Source organism: Winogradskyella sp., from assembly GCF_965228925.1.
Lineage (GTDB): Bacteria > Bacteroidota > Bacteroidia > Flavobacteriales > Flavobacteriaceae > Winogradskyella.
Genome location: NZ_OZ245845.1, coordinates 5155916 through 5181136 on the forward strand (window position 1 = coordinate 5155916; position 25221 = coordinate 5181136).

Consider the following 25221-nt stretch of genomic DNA (forward strand, 5'->3'; position numbering starts at 1 on the left):
TTACTGACCAACATCAAAATTAATACTCACAAAGCCAATCTGTTTAGCAGGTGCATCAGCATCAGCCGGCCATTTGTGAGATAGTGCAATTTTCTTGGCAGGCTCTAACAAACAAGGGTGTGTATTTGTGGTACCTCTAATTCCGGGTTCGGCTTTGATGACTTTACCTTGTCTATTGACTTCTATACGCACGACCACCAAACCATATTCGTTGCAGTCTTGTTTGTAAATTCGTTTTGAAGGGCGTCCTCTTCCTCCTAAGCCATAGCCAACTCCACCTTTACCGGGTCCTGAGCCTCCAAAATAACTCGGCGCATAAGGATCCCCATTGAGTTGTCCTTTATTTCCGCCGCGATCATCAGGTCCTTCTCCCCCGTCGTCATTACCACTAGAATTCTTTACTCCGCCTATGAGATTATCCAATTTTCTCTTCTTCGCTTCCTCCTCGCGCTTTTTGCGTTCTTCGGCTTCGCGTTTTTCGCGCTCTATACGCTCTGCTTCAGCCTTGGCTTTGGCTTCTGCTTCTTTTTGCTTCTTAATGGCAATAGCCTCAGCATTGTCTTGGGTCATCACCTCTTCAGCCTTCGTCGACGTTTCAGTAGGTTGCGCTTCGGATGTTTCTGGCTGTGATTCTTCAACTACCTTCTCTTCAACAGCTTTTCTAGGTTGAGCTAATGGTCTATTACCACTCCCAAAATCGGTAGTTCCAAAATTAACGGCTACACCGTATTCGTCTGGAGGATCTAAATATTGAGGTCCAACAAAAAACAACAGTAAGAACAGAATCAAAGTGATTAATGCTGTGATTCTTGCTGAATTACGTTGATGTTTGGTCTCAAAATATTTCATGTTCGTTATACTTTATACCGTATAGTTTCAAAAATGATGCCGCTTATTTGGGTTTCACAGCCAATATGACTTTAAACTTATTCCTATTCGCTATATCCATGACCTTAACGACATTTTCCACAGGCACCGATTTTTCGGCCCTTAATACAATGGTCGGTTCTTCTTGTTGCGATAAAATAGAGACCAACTGATTCTCTAAAACGCTTTCCCCAACCCGTTTTTGATCGATATAATAGGTTAAGTCTTTTTTAATACTCACCGCAGTCGACTTTTTGTTTTGCGTCTTACCACTCGCCTTTGGCAAAATAATATCAATGGCATTCGTAGTGACCAATGTCGATGCGATCATAAAAAAGATCAACAGCAAGAACACAATATCGGTCATAGATGCCATATTGAATTCAGGCGTGACTTTATTTCGTCCTCTAATGTTCATATTAGATAGGTTCGTTTAAGTGATCTAGGAATTCAACAGAGTTCGCTTCCATTTGGTAAACGACCTTATTTGTTCTTACTACAATATGATTATAGGCTACATAAGCAATGATGCCGACGATAAGTCCCCCGACGGTTGTTGTCATCGCGGTATACAAGCCGCTGGCCAAGACATCCATTTGAATGGTACCACCAGCATTGGCTAACTCAAAAATGGACAGGATCATCCCAACGACGGTTCCTAAAAACCCAATCATTGGGGCCACACCAGATATAGTTGCCAGTATACTAACGTTCTTTTCTAAGCTATATATTTCTAGTCGCCCAGCATTCTCTATTGCCGTATTAATATCCTCAAGCGGCTTTCCTATTCTGGTAATGCCTTTTGCTATGAGTCTAGAAACCGGAGAGTTCTGCTGTGCACAAAGCATCTGGGCTGAATCAATTTTGCCATGGCTCACATGGTCCTTGATTTGATTCATAAAGTTTGAATCTACCTTTGATGCCGCTTTAATCGCAAAAATTCGTTCAAAATAAATATAAGTAGCCACAATTAGGAGTAAGAACAAAATAAGAATGATGACCATTCCTGAACTCCCTCCGCTCGTAATTAGCTCAATGATCGATAGGGTTTTCTCAACTTGCTCTCCATCGGTTAATACCTCTACCTCATCTTGAATAACAGGCAGTAATACCATATAATAAGTTTTAAGTTAAAAGTTTCTGTAAGTTATAACGTTAAGTTTTTCACTTAAGTATATTAGAAAATAGCTCTGGTTACCATAAAGGCAGCAGCACCAGCTATAAATCCAACAAGTGCAAGCCACGAAATCTTCTTCAAGTACCAGAAGAAGTCGATTTTTTCCATTCCCATTGCTACAACACCAGCTGCCGAACCAATAATCAGCATACTTCCACCTGTACCGGCGGAGTAAGCTATAAAGTGCCATAATTCATTATCGAGTGGTTCAGAGAACATACCTAAACTCGCTGCCACTAATGGCACATTGTCAATAACCGCAGAACCTACACCTAGTAAAAGTACCACTAAATCAGAGACACCTTCACCATGCAATTCTGTACCCAACATTGGCATTGTATCTTGTAAATTATTGGCAAAACCAAAAAGGATACCCAAAGACTCTAATGCTGCAACCGCCATTAAAATTCCCAAGAAAAATAAAATACTTGGTAATTCTATTTTAGATAACGAGTGATGCACCGGACTGTGGCTTGCATGTTCATGATGCTCTTCTGACACAGCCGAAGATATGGCAAACTTAGAGTTACTATAGATTTCTGCAAATACCGCTACGACGCCTAGCGACAGCATCATGCCAACATAAGGCGGTAAATGCGTGATTACCTTGAAAATAGGAACAAAAACTATAGCTCCAAGACCTAGGAACAGCATTGTTGAACTGAATTTGCTTTTCGGCTTATCGTCTGATGCTTGTAGTTCCAGATCACCTTTAAATGGTTTTAAAAGTGAGGCAAGAAATGTTGGCACTACCATACACAATAAGGATGGAATGAATAAATAGATAATTAACTTACCCGTCGAAACTTTATCCCCTATCCAAAGCATGGTTGTAGTCACATCACCTATCGGAGACCAGGCACCACCAGCATTTGCCGCAATAATAATCAGACCTGCATACCAAATTCTTATATCTCTATCCTTAACTATTTTTTGTAATATGGATATTAAAACAATCGTCGCTGTAAGGTTATCAATGATTGCCGAAAGTATAAATGCCAAAATTGAGAACATCCACAGCAATTTCTTTCGGCTGTTAAATTTTACAGCGGCCTTAATCGTAGAAAAACCATCAAAGTAATCTATGATTTCAACAATGGTCATGGCCCCCAAAAGAAACACTAATATTTCTGCCGTTTTACCTAAATGGTGAAGCAGGGTTTCTTCCATGAGATGCATTTTTTCCTCATGACCAAGCAATCCAAAATTCTCCATTAAACTATGATTCCCTGAATCGAACCATTGCGAAAAGCTATCTATCCCCAAAGAAATTAATGCCCAGCTTATGGCCATCATTACCAAGGCCGGAATCAATTTGTCAATTTTAATATTATGTTCTAAGGTGATGGCTAAATAGCCAAAAACAAATACGAGAATTATAACACTTTCCATAGTATAAGGATATTTTTATATGAGTTGTCTTAGTGCAATTTCAAATGAAGTTTCACTAATCCCAACTTTTGTTGGATTGTTCTTCTTGACTTCTTTTAATGCTTTTCTAATCACTTTTGAGGTATCATTGAAAATGGCTTCATCCGTCATCTGTACTTTTCGTTCCATAAAGTAAGCAAAAACTCTTGCCATACCACAATTTGAAATAAAATCTGGTATTAAACTTACCTTCTGATCGGTGTGCTCCATGATAGGACCAAAAAAGATTTCCTTATCCGCAAAAGGCACATTAGCACCACAAGTAATAACTTCCAGACCTGTATCGATCATTTGGTCAATCTGTGCTTTAGTAATTAAGCGCGATGCCGCACATGGCGCAAAAACTTCAGTCTCTAAAGCCCAAATCTGTTCGTTAATCTCTTCGAATGGAATAAGATCATCTGCGACCAGTGTATTTCCGTTTTTGCTGAGATAAAGTTCTGTAATTTCCTTAAATGAAAATCCCTCGGCTTTTATTAATCCACCGACTCTATCTATGATTCCGACGACTTTAGCCCCCATTTGAGCAAAATAAAAAGCTGCAGCAGCACCTACATTGCCAAATCCTTGGACCACAACACGCTTTCCTTTAATCGTACCTCCATTGATCGTGTAAAAGTGTTTGGCCGCAACGGCAACACCATAACCCGTTATCATATCTGCTACGGTATATTTTCTAGAAACATCTGGGGAGTATGCCGGATTTTCAATAACCTTAATTACCCCTTGCCTCAATTGACCAATTCTATTGATTTTATCAGCTTGTCTTGGTTTAAAGTGACCTTCAAAGACACCTTCTTGCGGATGCCATACCCCACTTGCCTCTGTTATTGGAATCACTTCGTGAATCTCATCGACATTGAGGTCACCACCTGTACCGTAGTAACTCTTTAATAAAGGCGATACCGCCGCATACCAACGTTCTAAAACGCCTTTTTTTCTTGGATCGTGAGGGTCAAAGTTAATACCAGATTTAGCACCACCTATAGAGGGACCAGACACGGTAAACTTAACTTCCATAGTTTTGGCTAGTGACAATACTTCATTTCTATCCAGGCCTTTTCGCATTCGTGTGCCACCACCGGCAGCGCCTCCTCGCAATGAGTTTATTACAGTCCAGCCTTCGGCATCAGTTTCAGAATCGTTCCAATGAAAAACTATTTCAGGAGATTTATTCTCGTACTTGTGAAGTAATTCCTTTATCAATGTATGTTAATTAGTTAGTTTAACAAATATAAAAAACTCTAATACCTAAAAGTGAATTAAATATTAATTTTAAGTCCTAGGCATCAAAATTCTTCCAGAAGAATGGTCTTTGCTTGCCCCTGTAACACTTTTAAGGCAGTTCACCTCATTTCTTTCTTTCAATATGCCTAATAAACCAAAGACCAAGGCTTCTTTAAATTCAATGATTTCTTTACTTGGAATGCTAATTTTAGACTTTGATAATGATCTAATTCTATCTATTAAAAAATCATTATAAACACCACCACCAGTAATTAAAACATTGGTCTTTTCTACATTTAAAACCTTTGAAATTTGAATCGCCATATGTTCTACACATGTTCTGAGTATGTCTTCTACCTGAAGGTTGTAAGCTTCTATTAATGGAAAGACATAGGTTTGCACCCATTCCAAACCTAAGGATTTTGGAGGCAACTGCCGATAAAAATCAAGTATGTTTAGATCATTTAGTAGGGGTTGATGAATATGTCCCATCGATGCCATTTTGCCTTTATCATCAAATTCTAGGTCCAACCGCTTTGTATAAGCATTTAAAATAATATTGACCGGGCAAATATCATAAGCGATACGCCCATTACTAGTTTCGTAAGAAACGTTTGCAAACCCACCTAAGTTTAGGCAAAACTCATAGTCATTAAATAATAAGCGATCTCCTACAGGGACCAAGGGGGCACCTTGCCCGCCATATTTCACATCTTGAATTCTAAAATCGCAAATTACCTTGGTTTTCAATATATCAGCCAAAATATGGTCATTCCCAATTTGATATGTCATCCCAATTTCAGGTTGATGTAAAGCGGTATGGCCATGAGATGCTACAAAATCGATCTGTCTTAAATGGTTTTTGTTTATAAAATCTAAAATCGTTGAGGCCAAATATTTAGAATAGTCCATATCTATGTCCTTCAACTCTTCTGTGGATTTACGCACTAATTGGCCTAAAATAGTTGTCCAATAGGTATCATATTTTACAGTTTCCGATTGGTGAATTTTAAATGTCCAGACCTTGTCAAACACATAAGTGGCATAGATGATGTCTATACCATCTAAAGATGTTCCGGACATCACTCCTATAACGCTATATTCAGATTTTGCCATATTAGTAAAAATACTATTAGTTATTGAAAATACAGCAAGAAAGCTTTATCTTTGCATGAATTTTTTAACAAATCAATAATTAATTTACTTTATGGATTTTAGCCTAACCGAAGAACATTTAATGATTCGAGATGCAGCAAGAGATTTTGCACAGACCGAACTACTTCCTGGTGTTATAGAACGTGATAATGCACAAACATTTCCTGATGAATTAGTTCGCAAAATGGGTGAGCTGGGATTTATGGGAATTATGGTAGATCCTAAATACGGTGGTAGCGGCATGGATGCTATTTCTTATGTGTTGATTATGGAAGAATTATCAAAAATCGATGCATCGGCCTCGGTTATGGTATCTGTAAACAATTCATTGGTTTGTTACGGACTTGAAGCTTTTGGAACCGAAGCACAAAAGGAAAAATATTTAACTAAGTTGGCCACTGGTGAACAAATTGGTGCTTTTTGTTTAAGTGAACCTGAAGCAGGAAGTGATGCGACATCCCAAAAAACGACGGCAATCGATATGGGAGACCATTATATTCTTAATGGTACCAAAAACTGGATTACTAATGGCGGCCGTTCTGACGTGTATTTAGTGATTGCACAAACAGACAGGGAAAAAGGACATCGTGGTATTAACGCATTTATCGTTGAAAAGGGCATGACTGGATTTGATGTCGGTCCTAAAGAAGATAAGTTAGGCATTCGCGGAAGTGATACGCACACACTTCAGTTTAATGATGTTAAAGTGCCTAAAGAAAATAGAATCGGTGAAGATGGGTTTGGTTTTAAATTCGCCATGAAAACACTTTCTGGAGGACGAATAGGAATTGCGGCGCAGGCCTTAGGGATTGCCTCAGGAGCTTATGAACTCGCTTTAAAATATTCAAAAGAACGGAAAGCTTTTGGTACCGAAATTGCCAATCATCAGGCCATTGCCTTTAAGCTTGCTGATATGCACACCGAAATTGAAGCGGCTCGTATGCTAGTGATGAAAGCAGCATGGGATAAAGATCAAGGTCATAATTATGATATGTCTAGTGCTATTGCAAAATTATATGCAAGTAAGGTAGCAATGGAGCAAACGGTAGAAGCTGTTCAAATCCATGGTGGTAATGGTTTTGTTAAAGAATATCATGTCGAGCGTTTAATGCGCGATGCTAAAATCACTCAGATATACGAAGGCACTTCGGAGATTCAGAAAATTGTGATTTCTAGGGGTGTTTTAAGAGACTAATAAACTAATATCTACATATTACACATTCATTAAAGGCTTTGAAGAGTTATCTTTTAAAGCCTTTTTAATGTTTTGAAAGTTCATTGACAACAAGCCTCAGCTCAGCATAAGAATATTTATCGTCAATTTGGTGTTTTAAATCTGATAGGTTCTCAAACGTTTTTGTCGGAATAATAGCTTTTAATTCTAGATAATGCGATTCAGACATTAAGTCCGTAACCTTTACTTCCCCAGAAGGTATAAAACTTGCTAAATGACCAAATATGGTATTAGGATTTAATTCTCGATATTCGGCTATTTGTTCTAAAGATTTTCCAGTCTTAAATAATTCTAAGGACACTTTTTTGGTATCTCCTTTTTGCCGCTTTGGCTTTGATGCTTCAAAAACTGAGGCGTCATAGGAGGTTTCAACATCATTTTCTTCACAATAATTTTTTATGACTTCAAGTATTTCTGTTCCATACTTTTCTATACGTGTCTTGCCCATTCCATGAATGGCTTTCAATTCCTGTTTGGAAGTTGGCAACATCTCACACATGGCATATAACGATTTCTGGGTAAAAACTTGAAAATGGACCAAATCTTCGCGCTGGGCTATGTCATTTCTCAAGGTTCTCAGTAACTCGAAGAGTTCAACATTAGAGGTCGTATTTACAACCATCTTAGGTTGCTTTTTAGGTTTCTCTTTGGCTAAAAAAGCAGACTTAGCCCTTAATTCTAAAACATGCTGAACACTAAATTCATTTTTTAAACCTTCAAAGAATAGCTGTTTAGCTTCCAATAACTCATCCAGAGTATCTAATTGCTTTGTCATATCCTTATTTATGGCTTTGTTATCCGTTGTAAAACTTAAAGTCTGTAGCGGATTTTCTATGGTCGCTTTTGTTTGTTCGGCAAAATATTCGATAGCTCTGACAAATCTATTCTGTAATGATTTATTTAATTCTGGGATATCTACTGAATCTCCAATAGATTTTAACTGGTTACTAAACGAACTATTTATTTTGAGCAGATTAGAAACGGAATCTTTAATGGTTAACAACGGGGGTTCGACATGACCTTCTATACTTCCTCGGTTTTTGTAAAAAATATCCAGAATTCTATTTACGGGATATAAAAATTTGTAAAAATTGAAAACCTCTGAAATTAAATCCAACTGAAATACACGTTTTGATTGTTGAAGCATTTCGGTATCAGGTTGATTTGCCTCTGCACTTTCGGTAAAAGAACTAACATTACTATCACTAATGATTTGACTAGGTGTGATTTTACTTTTAAGCACTAATCCTTCTAAAGATTTACACCGACTAAGTGCGACATAGGTTTGGCCATGGGCAAAAGCAGCTTCTGCGTCAATTATAGCGTTTTCGAATGTTAAACCCTGACTTTTATGAATAGTAATTGCCCACGCCAAACGTAATGGCATTTGTGTATAACTGCCAATCTTATCTTCAGTAATGGCATTCATATCCTTATCTACTGCGTATTTAATATTTTCCCATATTTCTGGCGTGGTGATGATATTAAACTCATCATCTGGACATTTCACCACAACTTCATCATGATCCAACAAAATTACTTTACCAATTTTACCATTGAAATAGCGTTTTTCGGGTGAACTGTCATTTTTAATAAACATAACCTGTGCTCCAACTTTGAGTCTTAGTTCTTCTTTGTTGGGGTAAGAGTGCTCAGGAAATTTTCCATCGACTACAGCGCTGTATATGTGTGATTGTCCTTTAAGTTTTTCAAGTTCGCTGTTGTTGATTTTAGCTGCTTTATGATTATGCGTAGTTAATGAAATGTAACCCTCATTATCTTTCGGAATAAAATTAGGTAGATATCGCTTGTTTAATTCATTTGCTGAAGATTGGCTTAGTTCATTATTCCTTATTTCATTAAGAATATTTATAAACATTGGGTTTTCTTGCCTATAGATATGCTTTAATTCTATCATAATAGGGTTTGAGTCTTTATAGGCCCTACTACTAAAGAAAAACGCGTTCTTATAAAATGATTTTAATAATTGCCATTCTTGTTCTTTTACTACAGGTGACAATTGCTGAAGATCACCAATCATTAATAACTGTGTCCCCCCAAATGGCAAATCTCTATTCTTAAAACGCTTTAAGGTACTATCAATTCCATCGAGTAAATCTGCTCTAACCATGCTAATTTCATCAATGACCAATAGATCTAAAGATCTAATCATGTTGATCTTGGTCTTACTGAATTTTCTATTAAAGTTAGAAGCTAAATTTTGTTCGCCATTAGGTAAGATCGGTCCAAATGGCAACTGAAAAAAAGAATGGATGGTCATCCCTTTAGCATTAATGGCCGCTACCCCAGTTGGAGCGACAACAACCATTCGTTTTTGGGATTGAAACTTTAACTTATGTAGAAATGTCGTTTTACCTGTTCCTGCTTTACCTGTTAAGAAAACATTTCTGTTTGTATTATTGACAAAATCCCAAGCAAGGTCCAGTTCTTTATTCTTTTTCATGCTCTTTTTCGGATAAAACGTTATAAGACAATAAATATGACATTTTCAATTAAATCAAGTATCTCCGTAAACAAAAAAACCCTTACTAAGATATAGTAAGGGTTTTTCAAAAAAGGCGGCGACCTACTCTTCCACAAGCGTAGTACCATCGGCGCAAACGGGCTTAACTTCTCTGTTCGGAATGGTAAGAGGTGAGCCCCGTCGCTATAACCACCTTAAGTTGTAAGTTATGAGTTATGGGTCATTGAGTTATGAGCTTTTTAAACTCTCAACTCCGAACTCCGAACTCCTAACTGTCACGCTACAGGCGTGACCAATATTGTTGACACATTGAAAAAATTACATGACCTATACCTTAAAAAGAGCGGCGTACAATAAGCCTATGGGCTATTAGTACTACTCGGCTATGACATTGCTGCCTTTACACCTGTAGCCTATCGACGTGGTCGTCTCCCACGGCCCTTTAAAGAAATCTCATCTTGTGGTGGGTTTCGCGCTTATATGCTTTCAGCGCTTATCCCTTCCGAACGTAGCTACCCTGCAATGCCCTTGGCAGAACAACAGGTACACCAGAGGTTCGTCCAACTCGGTCCTCTCGTACTAGAGTCAGATCCACTCAAATTTCTAACGCCCACAGTAGATAGAGACCGAACTGTCTCACGACGTTCTGAACCCAGCTCGCGTGCCACTTTAATGGGCGAACAGCCCAACCCTTGGGACCTTCTCCAGCCCCAGGATGTGACGAGCCGACATCGAGGTGCCAAACCCCCCCGTCGATGTGAGCTCTTGGGGGAGATCAGCCTGTTATCCCCGGAGTACCTTTTATCCTTTGAGCGATGGCCCTTCCATGCGGAACCACCGGATCACTATGCTCTACTTTCGTACCTGATCGACCTGTATGTCTCTCAGTCAAGCCCCCTTATGCCATTGCACTCTGCGCACGGTTACCAAGCGTGCTGAGGGAACCTTTAGAAGCCTCCGTTACTCTTTTGGAGGCGACCACCCCAGTCAAACTACCCACCAAGCACTGTCCTTCATCAGAAGTTAGACTCTAGATAAGCAAAGGGTGGTATTTCAACAATGACTCCTCGACGCCTGGCGACGCCGATTCATAGTCTCCCACCTATCCTACACATTACTTATCCAAAGCCAATACTAAGCTATAGTAAAGGTTCACGGGGTCTTTTCGTCCCACTGCGGGTAAACGGCATCTTCACCGTTACTACAATTTCACCGAGATCATGGCTGAGACAGTGTCCAGATCGTTACACCATTCGTGCAGGTCGGAACTTACCCGACAAGGAATTTCGCTACCTTAGGACCGTTATAGTTACGGCCGCCGTTTACTGGGGCTTCATTTCAGATCTTCGCCGAAGCTAAACCCTCCACTTAACCTTCCAGCACCGGGCAGGTGTCAGGCCCTATACGTCATCTTTCGATTTAGCAGAGCCCTGTGTTTTTGATAAACAGTCGCCTGGACCTCTTCACTGCGGCCACGCCGGAGCGTGGCGACGCTTCTCCCGAAGTTACGCGTCTATTTTGCCTAGTTCCTTAGCCATGAATCTCTCGAGCACCTTAGAATTCTCATCCCAACTACCTGTGTCGGTTTACGGTACGGGCTGCATCGCTCGCTTTTCTTGGAACCCCCTTCGCTGCATTATCACCTTGGCCGTAGCCTCGGTGTACTATCGCTTGCGCTTCAACGTACTATTCCGTCAGTACGCAGCAACCACGGGGATCCGTCACTTTCGTCGCGGGCAGGTACGGGAATATTAACCCGTTGTCCATCCACTACCCCTTTCGGGTTCGCGTTAGGTCCCGACTAACCCTCAGCTGATTAGCATAGCTGAGGAAACCTTAGTCTTTCGGTGTGCGGGTTTCTCGCCCGCATTATCGTTACTTATGCCTACATTTTCTTTTGTAGCTTCTCCAGCATGCCTCACGGCAAACCTTCGACGACACTACAATGCTCCCCTACCCAACTTGCGTTGCCATAGCTTCGGTAGTATGTTTATGCCCGATTATTATCCATGCCGAACCGCTCGACTAGTGAGCTGTTACGCACTCTTTAAATGAATGGCTGCTTCCAAGCCAACATCCTAGCTGTCTAAGCAGTTCAACCTCGTTTATTCAACTTAACATACATTTGGGGACCTTAGCTGATGGTCTGGGTTCTTTCCCTCTCGGACATGGACCTTAGCACCCATGCCCTCACTGCCGGAAATCATTTTATAGCATTCGGAGTTTGTCAGGAATTGGTAGGCGGTGAAGCCCCCGCATCCAATCAGTAGCTCTACCTCTATAAAACTAAACCGACGCTGCACCTAAATGCATTTCGGGGAGTACGAGCTATTTCCGAGTTTGATTGGCCTTTCACCCCTACCCACAGGTCATCCGAAGACTTTTCAACGTCAACCGGTTCGGGCCTCCACTGTGTGTTACCACAGCTTCACCCTGCCCATGGGTAGATCACACGGTTTCGCGTCTACCACTACTAACTATAGCGCCCTGTTCAGACTCGCTTTCGCTACGGCTCCGATCCTTAAAATCTTAACCTCGCTAGCAACGGTAACTCGTAGGCTCATTATGCAAAAGGCACGCCGTCACGGATAAATCCGCTCCGACCGCTTGTAAGCGTATGGTTTCAGGTTCTATTTCACTCCCTTATTCAGGGTTCTTTTCACCTTTCCCTCACGGTACTGGTACACTATCGGTCTCTCAGGAGTATTTAGCCTTATCGGATGGTCCCGACTGATTCACACAGGGTTACACGTGCCCCGCGCTACTCAGGATACTGCTATCTCGTCTTCGCTTGCGTATACTAGACTATCACTATCTACGGTCCGTCTTTCCAAACGGTTCTACTTCGCTCCGACTCGAACATCGCAGTCCTACAACCCCAACATTGCCGTAACAATATTGGTTTGGGCTGTTCCGCGTTCGCTCGCCACTACTGGCGGAATCACTTTTGTTTTCTTCTCCTCCGGGTACTTAGATGTTTCAGTTCCCCGGGTTCGCCTCCTATAAAGGATACTATGTCTTCAACATAGTGGGTTGCCCCATTCGGATATCCGCGGATCGATTCGTATGTGCCGATCCCCGCGGCTTTTCGCAGCTTATCACGTCCTTCTTCGCCTCTGAGAGCCTAGGCATTCCCCATACGCTCTTGTTTAGCTTATTGTACTTTTGTCTTTTTAATGAGTTATAATTGCTCGTTACAATTATTTTGTTCTATTAAATATTTCTATCTAATTATCATGTATCTTTTTTCAATATGTCAATGAACGTTTGTCCAGTTCGCAGTATCCAGTATTCAGTGTGCAGTTTGGACTGCCTACTGTAAACTGATGACTGTTTACTGGTCTTGTGGAGAATACCGGAGTCGAACCGGTGACCTCCTGCGTGCAAGGCAGGCGCTCTAGCCAGCTGAGCTAATTCCCCATTGTTTAGTCGGCAGCCCTCAGTATTCAGTAGTCAGCTACTGTGTACTGCCAACCGCGTACCGCAAACTGGTTGCCCAACTTCTAGAATTTCCTATTTTAATGAACTTATGCCCTTCTTCGCCAAGGCTTCGAAGGACGCCGTAGTCTCAGGCAGACTCCCTTCGACTGCGCTCAGGGTAAACTTCTCGTCTGTCTTTCGACCTGGTAGTCTCAGGCAGACTCCCTTCGACTGCGCTCAGGGTAAACTTCTCGTCTGTCTTTCGACCTGGTAGTCTCAGGCAGACTCGAACTGCCGACCTCTACATTATCAGTGTAGCGCTCTAACCAGCTGAGCTATGAGACTGTCTTTAGTCGTTAGCCGTTGGTAATCAGCAAGCGGTCAAACCCACTCTTTACCAATAACCATCAACTATATACTTAAATTTAAATCGACAGCAAGAGAACAGAACCACCTATTTCCTGTATTTGATAGCTTCCTATCCGTCGTCTTTCTCTAGAAAGGAGGTGTTCCAGCCGCACCTTCCGGTACGGCTACCTTGTTACGACTTAGCCCTAGTTACCGATTTTACCCTAGGCCGCTCCTCTCGGTGACGGACTTCAGGCACTCCCAGCTTCCATGGCTTGACGGGCGGTGTGTACAAGGCCCGGGAACGTATTCACCGGATCATGGCTGATATCCGATTACTAGCGATTCCAGCTTCACGGAGTCGAGTTGCAGACTCCGATCCGAACTGAGATATAGTTTGTAGATTCGCTCCTTCTCGCGAAGTGGCTGCTCATTGTCTATACCATTGTAGCACGTGTGTAGCCCAGGACGTAAGGGCCGTGATGATTTGACGTCATCCCCACCTTCCTCGCGGTTTGCACCGGCAGTCTTGCTAGAGTTCCCATCTTTACATGCTGGCAACTAACAACAGGGGTTGCGCTCGTTATAGGACTTAACCTGACACCTCACGGCACGAGCTGACGACAACCATGCAGCACCTTGCAAAGTGTCCGAAGAAAAATCTATCTCTAGACCTGTCACTCTGCATTTAAGCCCTGGTAAGGTTCCTCGCGTATCATCGAATTAAACCACATGCTCCACCGCTTGTGCGGGCCCCCGTCAATTCCTTTGAGTTTCATTCTTGCGAACGTACTCCCCAGGTGGGTCACTTATCACTTTCGCTTAGCCACTCAGACCGAGGTCCGAACAGCTAGTGACCATCGTTTACGGCGTGGACTACCGGGGTATCTAATCCCGTTCGCTCCCCACGCTTTCGTCCATCAGTGTCAATACGTTGTTAGTGATCTGCCTTCGCAATCGGTATTCTATGTAATATCTATGCATTTCACCGCTACACTACATATTCTAACCACTTCACAACGATTCAAGACCGACAGTATCAAAGGCAGTTCTACAGTTGAGCTGCAGGATTTCACCTCTGACTTACCGGTCCACCTACGGACCCTTTAAACCCAATGATTCCGGATAACGCTTGCATCCTCCGTATTACCGCGGCTGCTGGCACGGAGTTAGCCGATGCTTATTCTTACGGTACCGTCAGCCCCGCTCACGAGCGGGGGTTTCTTCCCGTACAAAAGCAGTTTACAACCCATAGGGCAGTCTTCCTGCACGCGGCATGGCTGGATCAGGCTTCCGCCCATTGTCCAATATTCCTCACTGCTGCCTCCCGTAGGAGTCTGGTCCGTGTCTCAGTACCAGTGTGGGGGATCCCCCTCTCAGGGCCCCTACCTATCGTCGCCTAGGTGTGCCGTTACCACACCTACTAGCTAATAGGACGCATACTCATCTCTTACCGATAAATCTTTAATATAAATGTCATGCAACAACTATATACCATGGGGTATTATTCTTCGTTTCCAAAGGCTATCCCCCTGTAAGAGGCAGATTGTATACGCGTTACGCACCCGTGCGCCACTCGTCATCTGGTTGCAAGCAACCAATGTTACCGTCCGACTTGCATGTGTTAGGCCTGCCGCTAGCGTTCATCCTGAGCCAGGATCAAACTCTTCATCGTTAAATTTTAGGTCTTTCGACCATCTCTTCAACAACCGATAGGAATTTAATTCAGTACTCCAAATGATCTATTCTCTTGTTTTTCGCCGACCGCTTCCGATCGGCTCTTACGCTGTCAATTCAATATGTTAATGAACTCTTTTTTTATCTCCAAAACAACCCTTCGGCGTTTTAGCGGGTGCAAATATAAAACCCTTTTTTTATTTCCGCAACTTCTTCCAAAAATATTTTTTAAAATATTTTTTCCCTCTAATACCACATGGAAATGAACATCACATAAACGGCGAATCCACCGTTTTGAGCGCGCAAATATATAACACATTTCTATACCCGCAAGAAAAAAAATGAAATTGTTTTGATAAAGTTTTAGATAGCGTCCATTCAGGTTTACAGAGTATTGAAAATCAAATAATTATATATTAAAGAATCTATAAAAAGAAATCCCAGACCAAACCAAATCTTACCGTAAAGTCCCTGTAAGGGTGATTCGGTGCTGAAAAATAATTATACCCCGTAAAGGAAGAATTGAAATGTTCCGCCTTTAAAAAGATTCGCGTTTGCCTAACTTTAGCATTAATAAAGAAATCTAATCTTGGAAAGCCTCCTATCTCTGTTTCATTTTGAGTATAGAACTCTGCTAGTAAGGGGTCGTAACCATTCATATTGTACTCCGTAAAGTAATTAAGCGTTACACCTGTTTGCAATGTCATGGCCTTTTTAAAAATCTCATTCGAATAATATAGCGTATTTCGGCTAATAATTGCCGGAACATTTAATACATCTGCATCGCTCACTACATTTTGGTACATTATTGTATTATCCAAAGCAAAATTTCCCAATCTAAATTCCTTTTGAATTTTAAGTCTTAGATATTGAATTGAACTATCGTATTGATTTGGTCTTATCGTTCTTAATTCATCGGTAACACTCTCGAGATTAAAATATGTAAAATTATCTATGTTAGAAATATCCAACGAGGCGTTTAAATATTTATCCGAAGACATTCTAAATTTTAATTGCTGGGTATTAATGTTCTCGAACGCATTAAAGTTATTCCAATTATAATTTGTATAATCACTTTGGTAAAGCAAGTAATTGTAATTTGGCAACCTTGAACTAACATTTATTCCGCCAGACAGATAAATATCCTTGTTTAATTGAAATCCAAGTTGCCCATCAATAAAGCTTCCTGCAAACTCATCAGATAGGTTTAGCCTTGCACTTCCCCTTAATTGAAAGCCTTTAATTGCTTTTTCGTAACTCGCGCTAAGTCCTATAAAGTCACCCTTTATTCTATTTGGAATAATTTCGTCTGCGAAGAACACTAAACTATCATAGCCATAATTTACATTTGTATAATTAAGTCCAAATTGGAGTTGACCAAGAATGTTGTTAAAAAATTCGACTCCTGCATAGGTGTTGAAATTTTCGAGCGTCACCTTATCATTGATATCATTGGTGAAAAAATCACCAAAAAAATCACTGGCCGGAAAATCCTGATAAAATTGATAGAACTTATCCTCAAATGAAATCTTATTAATTAGAGTCAGTTGATTTTTGGCTAAACTATCCTTCTTTGTAACTAAGTCATACGAATGGTCTAAAAAAAAGCGTTTCCCTACTAAAATATTCTCAGCATCCTGAAAATTCATATCAAAAACGGATCTGTCTATAAAATCTTCATTACCAGATTCGAAATTTTCGACTTCCGCATTTAGAAACCCTCCATTTTCTTGATTGAGCAAATCTTGCATCACTATATGCCCCTTTGCCCTATACCTCTTATTCTTTGTATGATAGTTTGATGTTACCCGAAAATTACCTGTACTCGTTAAAGCATTTTGATAATTTCCCAAAGATCTTAACCCTTTATAAGCTACGGAAAAATTAAATTGTCTCGATAAATTGACAGTAAAAAAAGCATCTAACATTTGGCCTTGCTGAAAGGCTGTTTTATAGGTCAACCTTGTCCAAGGCGTCGGAACTTCGTAATAACCAACATCATCTTCTTCAAAATAATTAAAATGTCTTGCCCTTGCCCCAAATAAAGGATTAGTTTGATTGTTTGAATAATCAAAGGTCATGGCATTATACGTTTGCCCAATATTTGCAAATGGCATTAAACCAAAATTGTCTCTTTGAAGATAATTAAACTTATAATCTTTTTTAATTGTTAATGTCGTATCGACTATTGTCGTATCCTTATCTGTATTGAATTTGCGGTACATATCTATTGTAGCCAAGTCCTTAAAACCTCTTGACCTTTTTACATTAGATGAATCATTACGATTAGTACTAGACACATTGGCCCTATTTAACTTAACCTGAGAACTAAGTTCTGTTACTATTAATGATAAAATAAGAATACATAGAAGTTTAATCCGCATTTCTTTAAATCTATTCAAAAAACAAAGAAAGTTATAAAATATTGTTTTAACGAAAAGAATTACAAATTACTTAACATAAAAAAAGCCAACATAATATGTTGGCTTATGAAGATTGTAATTCTTAAAACTTACTCAACGATAAGTTTGTGAGATGTCTTGCTAATACCATCCGAGATATTAACCATATAAACACCAGAGTTAATATCGTTTAACCTTATAGTCTCACTAAAAATTGATGAATTATTAACGAAACTGTTCTTATATACTAGTCTACCACTTAGGTCATATATATCTACAGTAACATCATCACTTGGTGCATTTAAATTGGATTGAAAACTTATTGTAAACTCACCATTTGAAGGATTAGGATATACTGACAAGCGTCTAGCTAAGTCATTCTCAGCAACACTTAAAGCCACATTATTTCCCGTAACTATTAGTGAAAGATCCTGCATCATTGGATTTGGATCAAAAGGTCCAGGCGTATAACTTTGTAAGGTACCTTTATGTGTAACGGTCAAGGTATATATTCCTGTTGCTGGCGCTTCAATATCTATCCTTTCTATATTATCTCTAATATTATCGCCTTTTGAATTGGAATATCCAGTCGTGGAATCATATTCTAATCTCCAAGGGAAATATGTTGTAGTTCCATCTGAAATTCTAATATCTAAATCATTTACTAGCCTTGGCGTCGCATCATTAACACTATTAGTTGCGGTTCCAGGAGTATCTGTCCAACATATCGTTGCTGATAATCTTTCACCTGCCTGAGCTGAGAACGTGAGCGAATAAGAATCTCCATCGTTAAAAGTAAGTTCTTCGATTACTGCGCCTCCGCTATTTGCACTTGCAATTGCCTGAGCGGCTGCTCTAGCATTCAAAAAGCCCCAACCAAATATAGGGTCAGGACCTACATTACTATCGTCTATTGCTGTATGGCATACAAGACCTCTAAGCGTAGCCGAATTCATATACTCCCCATTGAGTTGGTTATAATATTGTTGCAATAAAACGAGTGTACCCGATGTGTTAGGTGCAGACATAGACGTACCCGAAATTGTGCCGTATGTGTTATTTGGAAATGTAGATAGCACATTAGTCCCATCAGCAGCAATATCTGGCTTAATTCTCAAGTCATCTGTAGGGCCTTCACTACTCCCTTGATTTATTATCAAATTAGTTAGTTCGAAGTTACCACTAAATACCGGCTGCTCTGCAGCTGAAGGGTTGGCATTTGCTATTATTAAACTATTCTTAGCGTTTTTATCGTTTGTCAACTTGTCAAATCCAGGATGAAATTGATTTGGATATGATACAACTCCTGAATTTCCAGCAGACATTACAGGTAAATATTTAGGGTTATTAATTGTAATTATATCAATATCTCTAGCATCTTGTGTATAGGTCCCGATAAACGAAGCGTCTAGTTGTCCCCCACCATCTTGATTAATAGGAACACCATACGAATGATTAGATATTAAAATAGGATTTGTAGCAGCATTAGCAGCATTCACCATTTCAGCCTCGTCATTATTCCAATTATAGGACCTTACATTAACGTTCGATGCCATACCTATTGCACCAGCATTCGTACCGTTGGCCGAAATAGTACCGGTGACATGTGTACCATGTGAACTAAAACCTGTATCACCATCTACAACAGCAAAATCAACGACAGTCACACGAGAATCTGTACCACCAGAGTTTTCGAATTCTACATGATTATTATCAGCGGGACCACCATCCCAAACACCGATAGTCATTCCTGCACCATCCAAATCCAAGCCTAAACTACCTCCAGTCCATAACTCAGCCGTTTTTGTTGCTCGCGCTGCATTTAAATTATCTGTTGATCTATAAATAGCTTTACCGTTATACACATCATAGATATACATTATCTTAATCCCATCATTAATTAAAGTAGCTTTCACCGTAGGATTATTTGCCAAGAATGAGTTCACTCTATCCAAGCGCTGACTCTCTTGTTCTTCTAGTTGCTGTAATAAAATGCGATTTGCCTCCGACATGTTGCTTGACACTTGGCCATTTATACAGATTGTACATAACAACGTAAGAGAAAGTAATAAATTCTTCATTTTCACTAATTTTATATTTTCTTGCAATATAAAGATATTTCAAGTCTTTTCATAACATAAAAAGTAAAAGCCATCTAAATATTAGATGGCTTTTGTATAAAAAAGTCTTAAAATTTAATTGACTATAAAATTTACTGGACTGTAAATGTAGCGGATGACTGCGAGCCAGCGACAGTAGTATCAGGAACTAAAGTAGCCCCGCCTGCTGTAACACCAAATGTTGGTCCTCCATCTCCATAAGAATCATAAACTACAACACCGTAGTTACCTGATGCTAAACAGAAATCAAATGACAGCTCAGCAAAATCATCGTCAGGATTAACATAAGGACCACCAGAAAAAATTACTGTTGGAGTCCCTGATAAATCAAAGATTTCCCAAGTTGTTTCATCTGGCCAAGTATCTAACGTTAATGCAAATGTTACAATAGTATCTAAGCACTCTTCTGCAACACTATAAGTAACTTGCGGACTACCTTGATCTTCGAAACCAAAAACTAAGGTTTGGGCAACGAAACCTAAATCATCATTATCTGTAACACTGAAAGTCAATGTACCTTCATTAGTACCGCCAGGAATGGTCACCTGAGCTGGAACAGAAAAAGGAGATGCTAAAGTTGTCTCATCCATATCCACAACAACATTGAACGTTCTATCCGATGATGTTGTTTCAGTAGCGTAGACCTTAACATCAAAAGTTTCGGTCGAATTATTTGTTACCGTAATAGGTCTAACAAGCGTTCCAATCTCAAAACCGACAAAGTTTGAAACCGGAGACTCTACGTCCTCCTCACAACTCGTAAATGTAAGAGCCAAGAGCGCTATTAAACATATTGATTTAAAATATTTAAAGTTTTTCATAAGTTTGTGATTTAGTTGTTTTGCGATGAGATATTCGGATTATTGATAATCTCAGACTCAGGGATCTGGAATGACATCTCATCAGAATCATAAGTAAACGACTCTCCAGCTCTGAATACGTGGTTAGTACCTCTAGTCACTGTAGCTTGATTACGCTTCATAGCTAGATAGCTCTTACCTTCACCCCACATCTCTACACGCGTTTGGAAATAAATTTCATTGATTAAACCTGAACCAGACAACGGCGCCAAATATGCTGAGGCTGCTCCACTACTACCTAATCTAATAGCTAATAAATCTTGTAATCTAGCTTTAGCACCAGCTTCATCACCAGTTCTTGCGGCTGATTCAGCACTAAGTAGGTAGAATTCTTCTACTCTCATGAAGATATAATCCGTCGTAATAGCGAATTGTCCTCCAGGTGTTCTTCCTGGATCAAAGAACTTATTGATTGGCTGTAATGCCTGAGCACCAGTACCAAATTGCGTCCCTCTAATATCACCTGCTGGGATTTGGCTAAATAATAAGTCATCAATAGACTTTGTATCACCAGCCCAAGCATAACTATAGGTAAAGTAATCCATTTGACCCCACCAGTTAATTAATTGATGTCCTAAATCAGCAGTAATGTCAAAGCCCCATATCCAATTCGGTGCACTGTTAGCATCGTTAAAACCAGATCCGGCACCAGGGAAAGCTAAAGCTCCAGCAGTAGCTAAAGGAAAACCAGATGAGATTACAGCATCTGCCTGAGTTTTTGCATCCGCATAGTTACCCATTGCAGCATAAGTATACGCCAAGAGTCCTCGTGCCACTGACTGATCAATCTCACTAATTGCCTGTCTTGTATAACCACTTAAATTGTCAATAGCGAACAATAAATCACTTACAATTAAATCATAGATCATAGATGCTTCAACCTTAGCGGAGTTTACCTCATCGATAGCGTACAATGGTAAGATCGGTTCAGCAGGATCATAAGCCGTTTGGAATAATTGCGCTAGATAAAAATACGCGTACGCTCTGTATGCTTTTGCCTGTCCATTAACACGAAGCGTATTCGGATCTAAACTTGGATCAGGATTGTTACCACCTGAAGTTTGAATTACAGAATTCGCTACACTTATAATTCTGAAATAATAATCCCAAACAATGCTATTTTCCTCTCGTGTAAAATCGATTGTTGTTAATAAATTTGAAGTATTGTTATACCATCCAAAAGCACTTGCTGATAAAGAGGTATCACCACAAATAATATCCGTCCAAATATCAACTCCTTTTTGACCTATGTCGTAATGACGTGGAGACGTAATACTAGTTGTACCTCCAGGTAGAATCATAAATCCACTGATACCTGTTAGGTTTCCTTCAATAATTTCTGGGTTTAAACCAGCAGCCTCCGTAATTCCAACATCCGTTAAGACGTTAGTATTTCGTATTGGATCGAGGAAGTCCTCTTCACAACTAAAACACAATGTTAAAGTTGCTACGAGCATTAAATAAATTACATTTTTTTTCATATCGCTTTTTTTTAAAATTGAACTTTTGCACCCACACTAAAGGTCGTTAAAGGCATATAAATACCTGAATTCGTCGTACCAATAGCCGTACTTGGATTTAGACCATCACGTCTACTTAAGAACATTAAGTTATCACCTGATAAGAATAGGCTAACCGCTTCTAATCCCATTGACTCAACAATAGACTGTGATAATCTGTAATTAATATTTACGTTATTCAACGAAAAGAAATCAGCCTTTGTTAAGAAACGTGTTGACGTTGAATTCTGTTGACCGTCATTGCCAAAATTAGCAGATGTTCTAGGTACATCCGTAATTTGACCTGGTGTAGTCCATGCATTTCTAATATCTGTATGGTAGTTATTAGCACCAATCAAGTCATTATCCATCAATACTTGATAACCTCTATCTAAAGTATAACCGCCAATATTGTAGCTAAATTGAGCAGCTATATCTAAATTCTTAAATCCAAAATTTAATCGGAAACCACCTCTTAAATCTGGTATTGCAGATTTACCTGTAAATAATGGAGTGGCATCTTGAATATTATTTGTTGTAGTTCTGCGAACATTAGCATTTGGCACTAAAGTTTGATATTCAAAAAGGTTACCCGATGCATTATCATTTTGTCCATCACCATCTACATCTACTTCGAAAGTTCCACCATTGAACGTTGATAGTTCTCCAGAATCGAAAACACCGTTATTATTGTCATCAACATAGTACATGTACCATAATGCTTCACCATTTGCAGGGTCAACACCAGCCCATTCTCTCATATACCAATCCCACTGCGATTGTCCTTCTGCAATGTTATTGAAATCATCGAAAATTGCCTTTTCACCAGAGAAAGGATCTGTTGGCATTTCTAGAACCTCATTTTTAAAGGTCTCACCGTTTAAGTTAATTGAGAATCTAAAATTATCTTTTTCTACAATCTTAGCATTGATATTAAATTCTAAACCTTGGTTCAATAACTCACCACTATTGTAACGGATTGTTTGTTGTCCAGATGATGGCGCTAAGTTGGCAATCTGAATAAGATCTACAGTACGCTTGTCATAAAAATCGACATCAACACCTAATCTACCATTAAACCAAGTACTCTCAAAACCAACCTGAAGAACATTTGATGTCTCCCAAGTTAAGTTTGGATTAGCCGCCTGGCTAGAGATTGTATAAGAAATATTACCGTTAGGATCTTGGTTGATGTTAAATATTTGGAAACCATTTAACAAGGCTGTACCTGTATCTCCAATAACACCATAACTCGCTTTTAACTTTAAGAAATCTAATGATCCTACATTAGACATGAAATCTTCTTTGGTAACGATCCATCCTAAACCAACAGAACCGAAAGTACCCCACTTGTTATTTAAGAATCTTGATGATCCATCACGTCTTATAGAACCAGTTAAGAAATACTTATCTGCATAATCGTAATTTAAACCAGAGAAATAACTATCAAGTGTCCAACCCGTTCTAAATGAACCAGCTCTACCTAAAGGCGTTGTATATTGGTTTAAATCATTCGATCCTGGAGTAATTGCACGCTCAGCTGCACCCGTGATTGTTCTAAAACGATCTTCTGTAGATTCGTGAGCTACAAATACTTCTACATCATGATCTCCAAATGCTTTTTGGAAACGTAATAATTGTAAGAAGTTTTGATTGGTTCTTAAATCATCATCTAAGAATAAGCTACCACCTGAGTTAGCAGCACCACCGTAAAATTGGTTGTTTCTATTTGTATTGATTCTTTGATCGTACTGACCACTGTAACGCATCTCAAAAGATAACCAATCTGTAATATCAATACCTACATTAAAGTTTCCTAAGATGGTTGTAATATCAGATTGTGTTAAATCATAAGTTGCCAATGCAATACCATTAGTCGCGTTCCATGCACGTCGTCCTGTCACAGCACCAAAATCAAACTGGCTACCACCAAAAATTGGATCTGGCACTAAATTACCATCTGTATCTCTTAAGAATACATCGTAAATAGCAGGCGTTGTATATACTAAAGCAAACGGGTTTGCCGAACTACCAGCCGAACCTTGTGTTCCTGAGTTTGTGCTACGCGCGCCTGTCCAAGCTATATTACCTCCAATTGTTAACCAATCCTTAGGTTTGTGTTCTAAATTTAATCTTACAGAATAACGCTTATAACTTGAGTTGATTGCGAAACCTTCATCATCAACATATCCAAGAGAGGTTGCGAATTTAGTTGTTTCGTTACCCCCTGAAAACTGTAAGTTCGCTTCAGTTCTAATACCAGTATCAAACGCAGCATCTCTCCATAAGGTTGGAGAAAAACGACGTTGTACACCTTGATTAAATCTACCTGTAGCAGGGTTAATCAATTGGTCACCTGAAACGTTCCAGATATTATAAAGTGTATTAATGGTCTCACCTGTTCCATCACCATACAAGTTAGCACTTGCCCATGCCGCAGGATCTGCTTGACCAGTAAGAATACCTTTTGTTCTTAGAGCTTGCCACTCTATCTCGATATATTCTTCTGGAGATGTGATGACATCGTATTCAGGTAAAAACAGCGTATTAACACTCGTTGTTACATCTACAGAAATTCTAGAAGTTCCTGCTTTACCTTGCTTTGTCGTAATTAAGATAACACCATTAGCACCACGAGACCCATAGATAGACGTTGCTGCCGCATCTTTTAGAACGACCATGTTCTCAATATCGGAAGGGTTAATGGATTGTATTACCCCAGTAGCATTACCATCTATAGGAGCACCGTCTACGATATAAAGCGGAAGGGTATTACCATTAATGGAACCAAAACCTCTAATTCGTACTTCGGCAGTAGCTCCTGGAGCACCACTACGTGTGATAACATTTACACCGGCAACCTCACCTCTAAGTGCTTGGGTAACGTTAGATACTACTTTATCTTCAACGCCCTCCATATCAACAACCGCGGCTGTACCTGTAAATGACTCTTTTGTTGTTTTACTATATCCAACGACAACTACCTCATCAAGAGTATTACCCTCTTCTAAGGCTACGTCGTAAACATTGGCATCACCTACTGTAATTTCTACAGCTTGCATACCAACATAAGATATCACTAAAACATCTCCTATTACGACTCCAACGGTATACTTACCATCAAAATCTGTTTGAGCACCTTTTGAAGTACCCTTTACACTTACACTAGCACCAGGAAGGGGAAGTCCATCTGAAGCTGTAGTAACTGTACCTGTGACCATTTTTTCTTGTGCAAAAGAAAATTGCATCACGAACGCCATGAAAAGCGTTAATAACCATGTTAACTTTAATTTCATAAAACAATTATTTGAGTTAGTCT

13 protein-coding genes, 2 tRNA genes and 3 rRNA genes are annotated in these 25221 nt (G+C 39.7%); 1 reads left to right on the top strand and 17 read right to left on the bottom strand.

All coding sequences use genetic code 11. From position 1 onward, the window contains the following. From ACO052_RS21265 to ACO052_RS21290, 6 genes are all read right to left on the bottom strand, one after another. Entirely contained in the window at positions 1-849 is an 849-nt protein-coding gene (locus ACO052_RS21265) for an energy transducer TonB (protein ID WP_422105820.1), read from the bottom strand. Positions 850-892: 43 nt separating this feature from the next. Further along, on the bottom strand, positions 893-1285 hold the full coding sequence (locus ACO052_RS21270) for an ExbD/TolR family protein (RefSeq protein ID WP_422105821.1): 393 nt from the start codon (positions 1283-1285) through the stop codon (positions 893-895). A gap of 1 nt (position 1286) precedes the next feature. Next, complete coding sequence (locus tag ACO052_RS21275; RefSeq protein ID WP_422105822.1) at positions 1287-1982, bottom strand: MotA/TolQ/ExbB proton channel family protein; 696 nt, start codon at positions 1980-1982, stop codon at positions 1287-1289. A 62-nt stretch (positions 1983-2044) separates the two neighbouring features. After that, positions 2045-3436 (bottom strand): sodium:proton antiporter NhaD, encoded by a 1392-nt coding sequence (gene nhaD / locus ACO052_RS21280; protein ID WP_422105823.1) that lies wholly within the window; start codon positions 3434-3436, stop codon positions 2045-2047. A gap of 15 nt (positions 3437-3451) precedes the next feature. Next, positions 3452-4678: a Glu/Leu/Phe/Val dehydrogenase dimerization domain-containing protein gene (locus ACO052_RS21285; RefSeq protein WP_422108090.1), complete on the bottom strand. Its 1227-nt coding sequence runs from the start codon at positions 4676-4678 to the stop codon at positions 3452-3454. Positions 4679-4750: 72 nt separating this feature from the next. Further along, a complete protein-coding gene (locus ACO052_RS21290) occupies positions 4751-5818 on the bottom strand; it encodes an anhydro-N-acetylmuramic acid kinase (protein WP_422105824.1) in 1068 nt (355 codons plus the stop codon). A 91-nt stretch (positions 5819-5909) separates the two neighbouring features. On the opposite strand from ACO052_RS21290, the gene ACO052_RS21295 reads away from it, so the two are divergent. Beyond that, the gene (locus tag ACO052_RS21295) at positions 5910-7052 is read left to right on the top strand and encodes an acyl-CoA dehydrogenase (protein ID WP_422105825.1); all 1143 of its coding nucleotides are present in this window, start codon (positions 5910-5912) and stop codon (positions 7050-7052) included. Positions 7053-7116: 64 nt separating this feature from the next. Here ACO052_RS21295 and ACO052_RS21300 read toward each other — a convergent pair whose 3' ends face one another. From ACO052_RS21300 to ACO052_RS21350, 11 genes are all read right to left on the bottom strand, one after another. Then, on the bottom strand, positions 7117-9555 hold the full coding sequence (locus ACO052_RS21300) for a helix-turn-helix domain-containing protein (RefSeq protein WP_422105826.1): 2439 nt from the start codon (positions 9553-9555) through the stop codon (positions 7117-7119). 110 nt (positions 9556-9665) lie between these two features. Then, a 5S ribosomal RNA gene (rrf, locus tag ACO052_RS21305) occupies positions 9666-9773 on the bottom strand. Between the two features lie 152 nt (positions 9774-9925). Then, a 23S ribosomal RNA gene (locus ACO052_RS21310) occupies positions 9926-12736 on the bottom strand. Between the two features lie 186 nt (positions 12737-12922). Next, positions 12923-12996, bottom strand: a tRNA-Ala gene (locus ACO052_RS21315). Between the two features lie 268 nt (positions 12997-13264). Then, positions 13265-13341: transfer RNA gene (locus tag ACO052_RS21320), tRNA-Ile, on the bottom strand. A gap of 154 nt (positions 13342-13495) precedes the next feature. After that, positions 13496-15019, bottom strand: a 16S ribosomal RNA gene (locus ACO052_RS21325). Together the 16S, 23S and 5S rRNA genes with 2 tRNA genes alongside form the textbook arrangement of a ribosomal RNA operon. A 427-nt stretch (positions 15020-15446) precedes the next feature. Next, entirely contained in the window at positions 15447-17405 is a 1959-nt protein-coding gene (locus ACO052_RS21330) for a putative porin (protein WP_422105827.1), read from the bottom strand. Between the two features lie 128 nt (positions 17406-17533). Then, positions 17534-19504 (bottom strand): S8 family serine peptidase, encoded by a 1971-nt coding sequence (locus ACO052_RS21335; RefSeq protein ID WP_422105828.1) that lies wholly within the window; start codon positions 19502-19504, stop codon positions 17534-17536. A gap of 131 nt (positions 19505-19635) precedes the next feature. After that, a complete protein-coding gene (locus tag ACO052_RS21340) occupies positions 19636-20364 on the bottom strand; it encodes a hypothetical protein (protein WP_422105829.1) in 729 nt (242 codons plus the stop codon). An 11-nt stretch (positions 20365-20375) separates the two neighbouring features. Next, positions 20376-21884 carry a RagB/SusD family nutrient uptake outer membrane protein gene (locus ACO052_RS21345; protein ID WP_422105830.1) on the bottom strand — a complete coding sequence of 503 codons (1509 nt, stop codon included), beginning with the start codon at positions 21882-21884 and terminating at the stop codon, positions 20376-20378. A gap of 11 nt (positions 21885-21895) precedes the next feature. Beyond that, positions 21896-25198, bottom strand: a complete 3303-nt coding sequence (locus ACO052_RS21350; RefSeq protein ID WP_422105831.1) for a SusC/RagA family TonB-linked outer membrane protein — start codon at positions 25196-25198, stop codon at positions 21896-21898. Between the last annotated feature and the right edge of the window lie 23 nt (positions 25199-25221).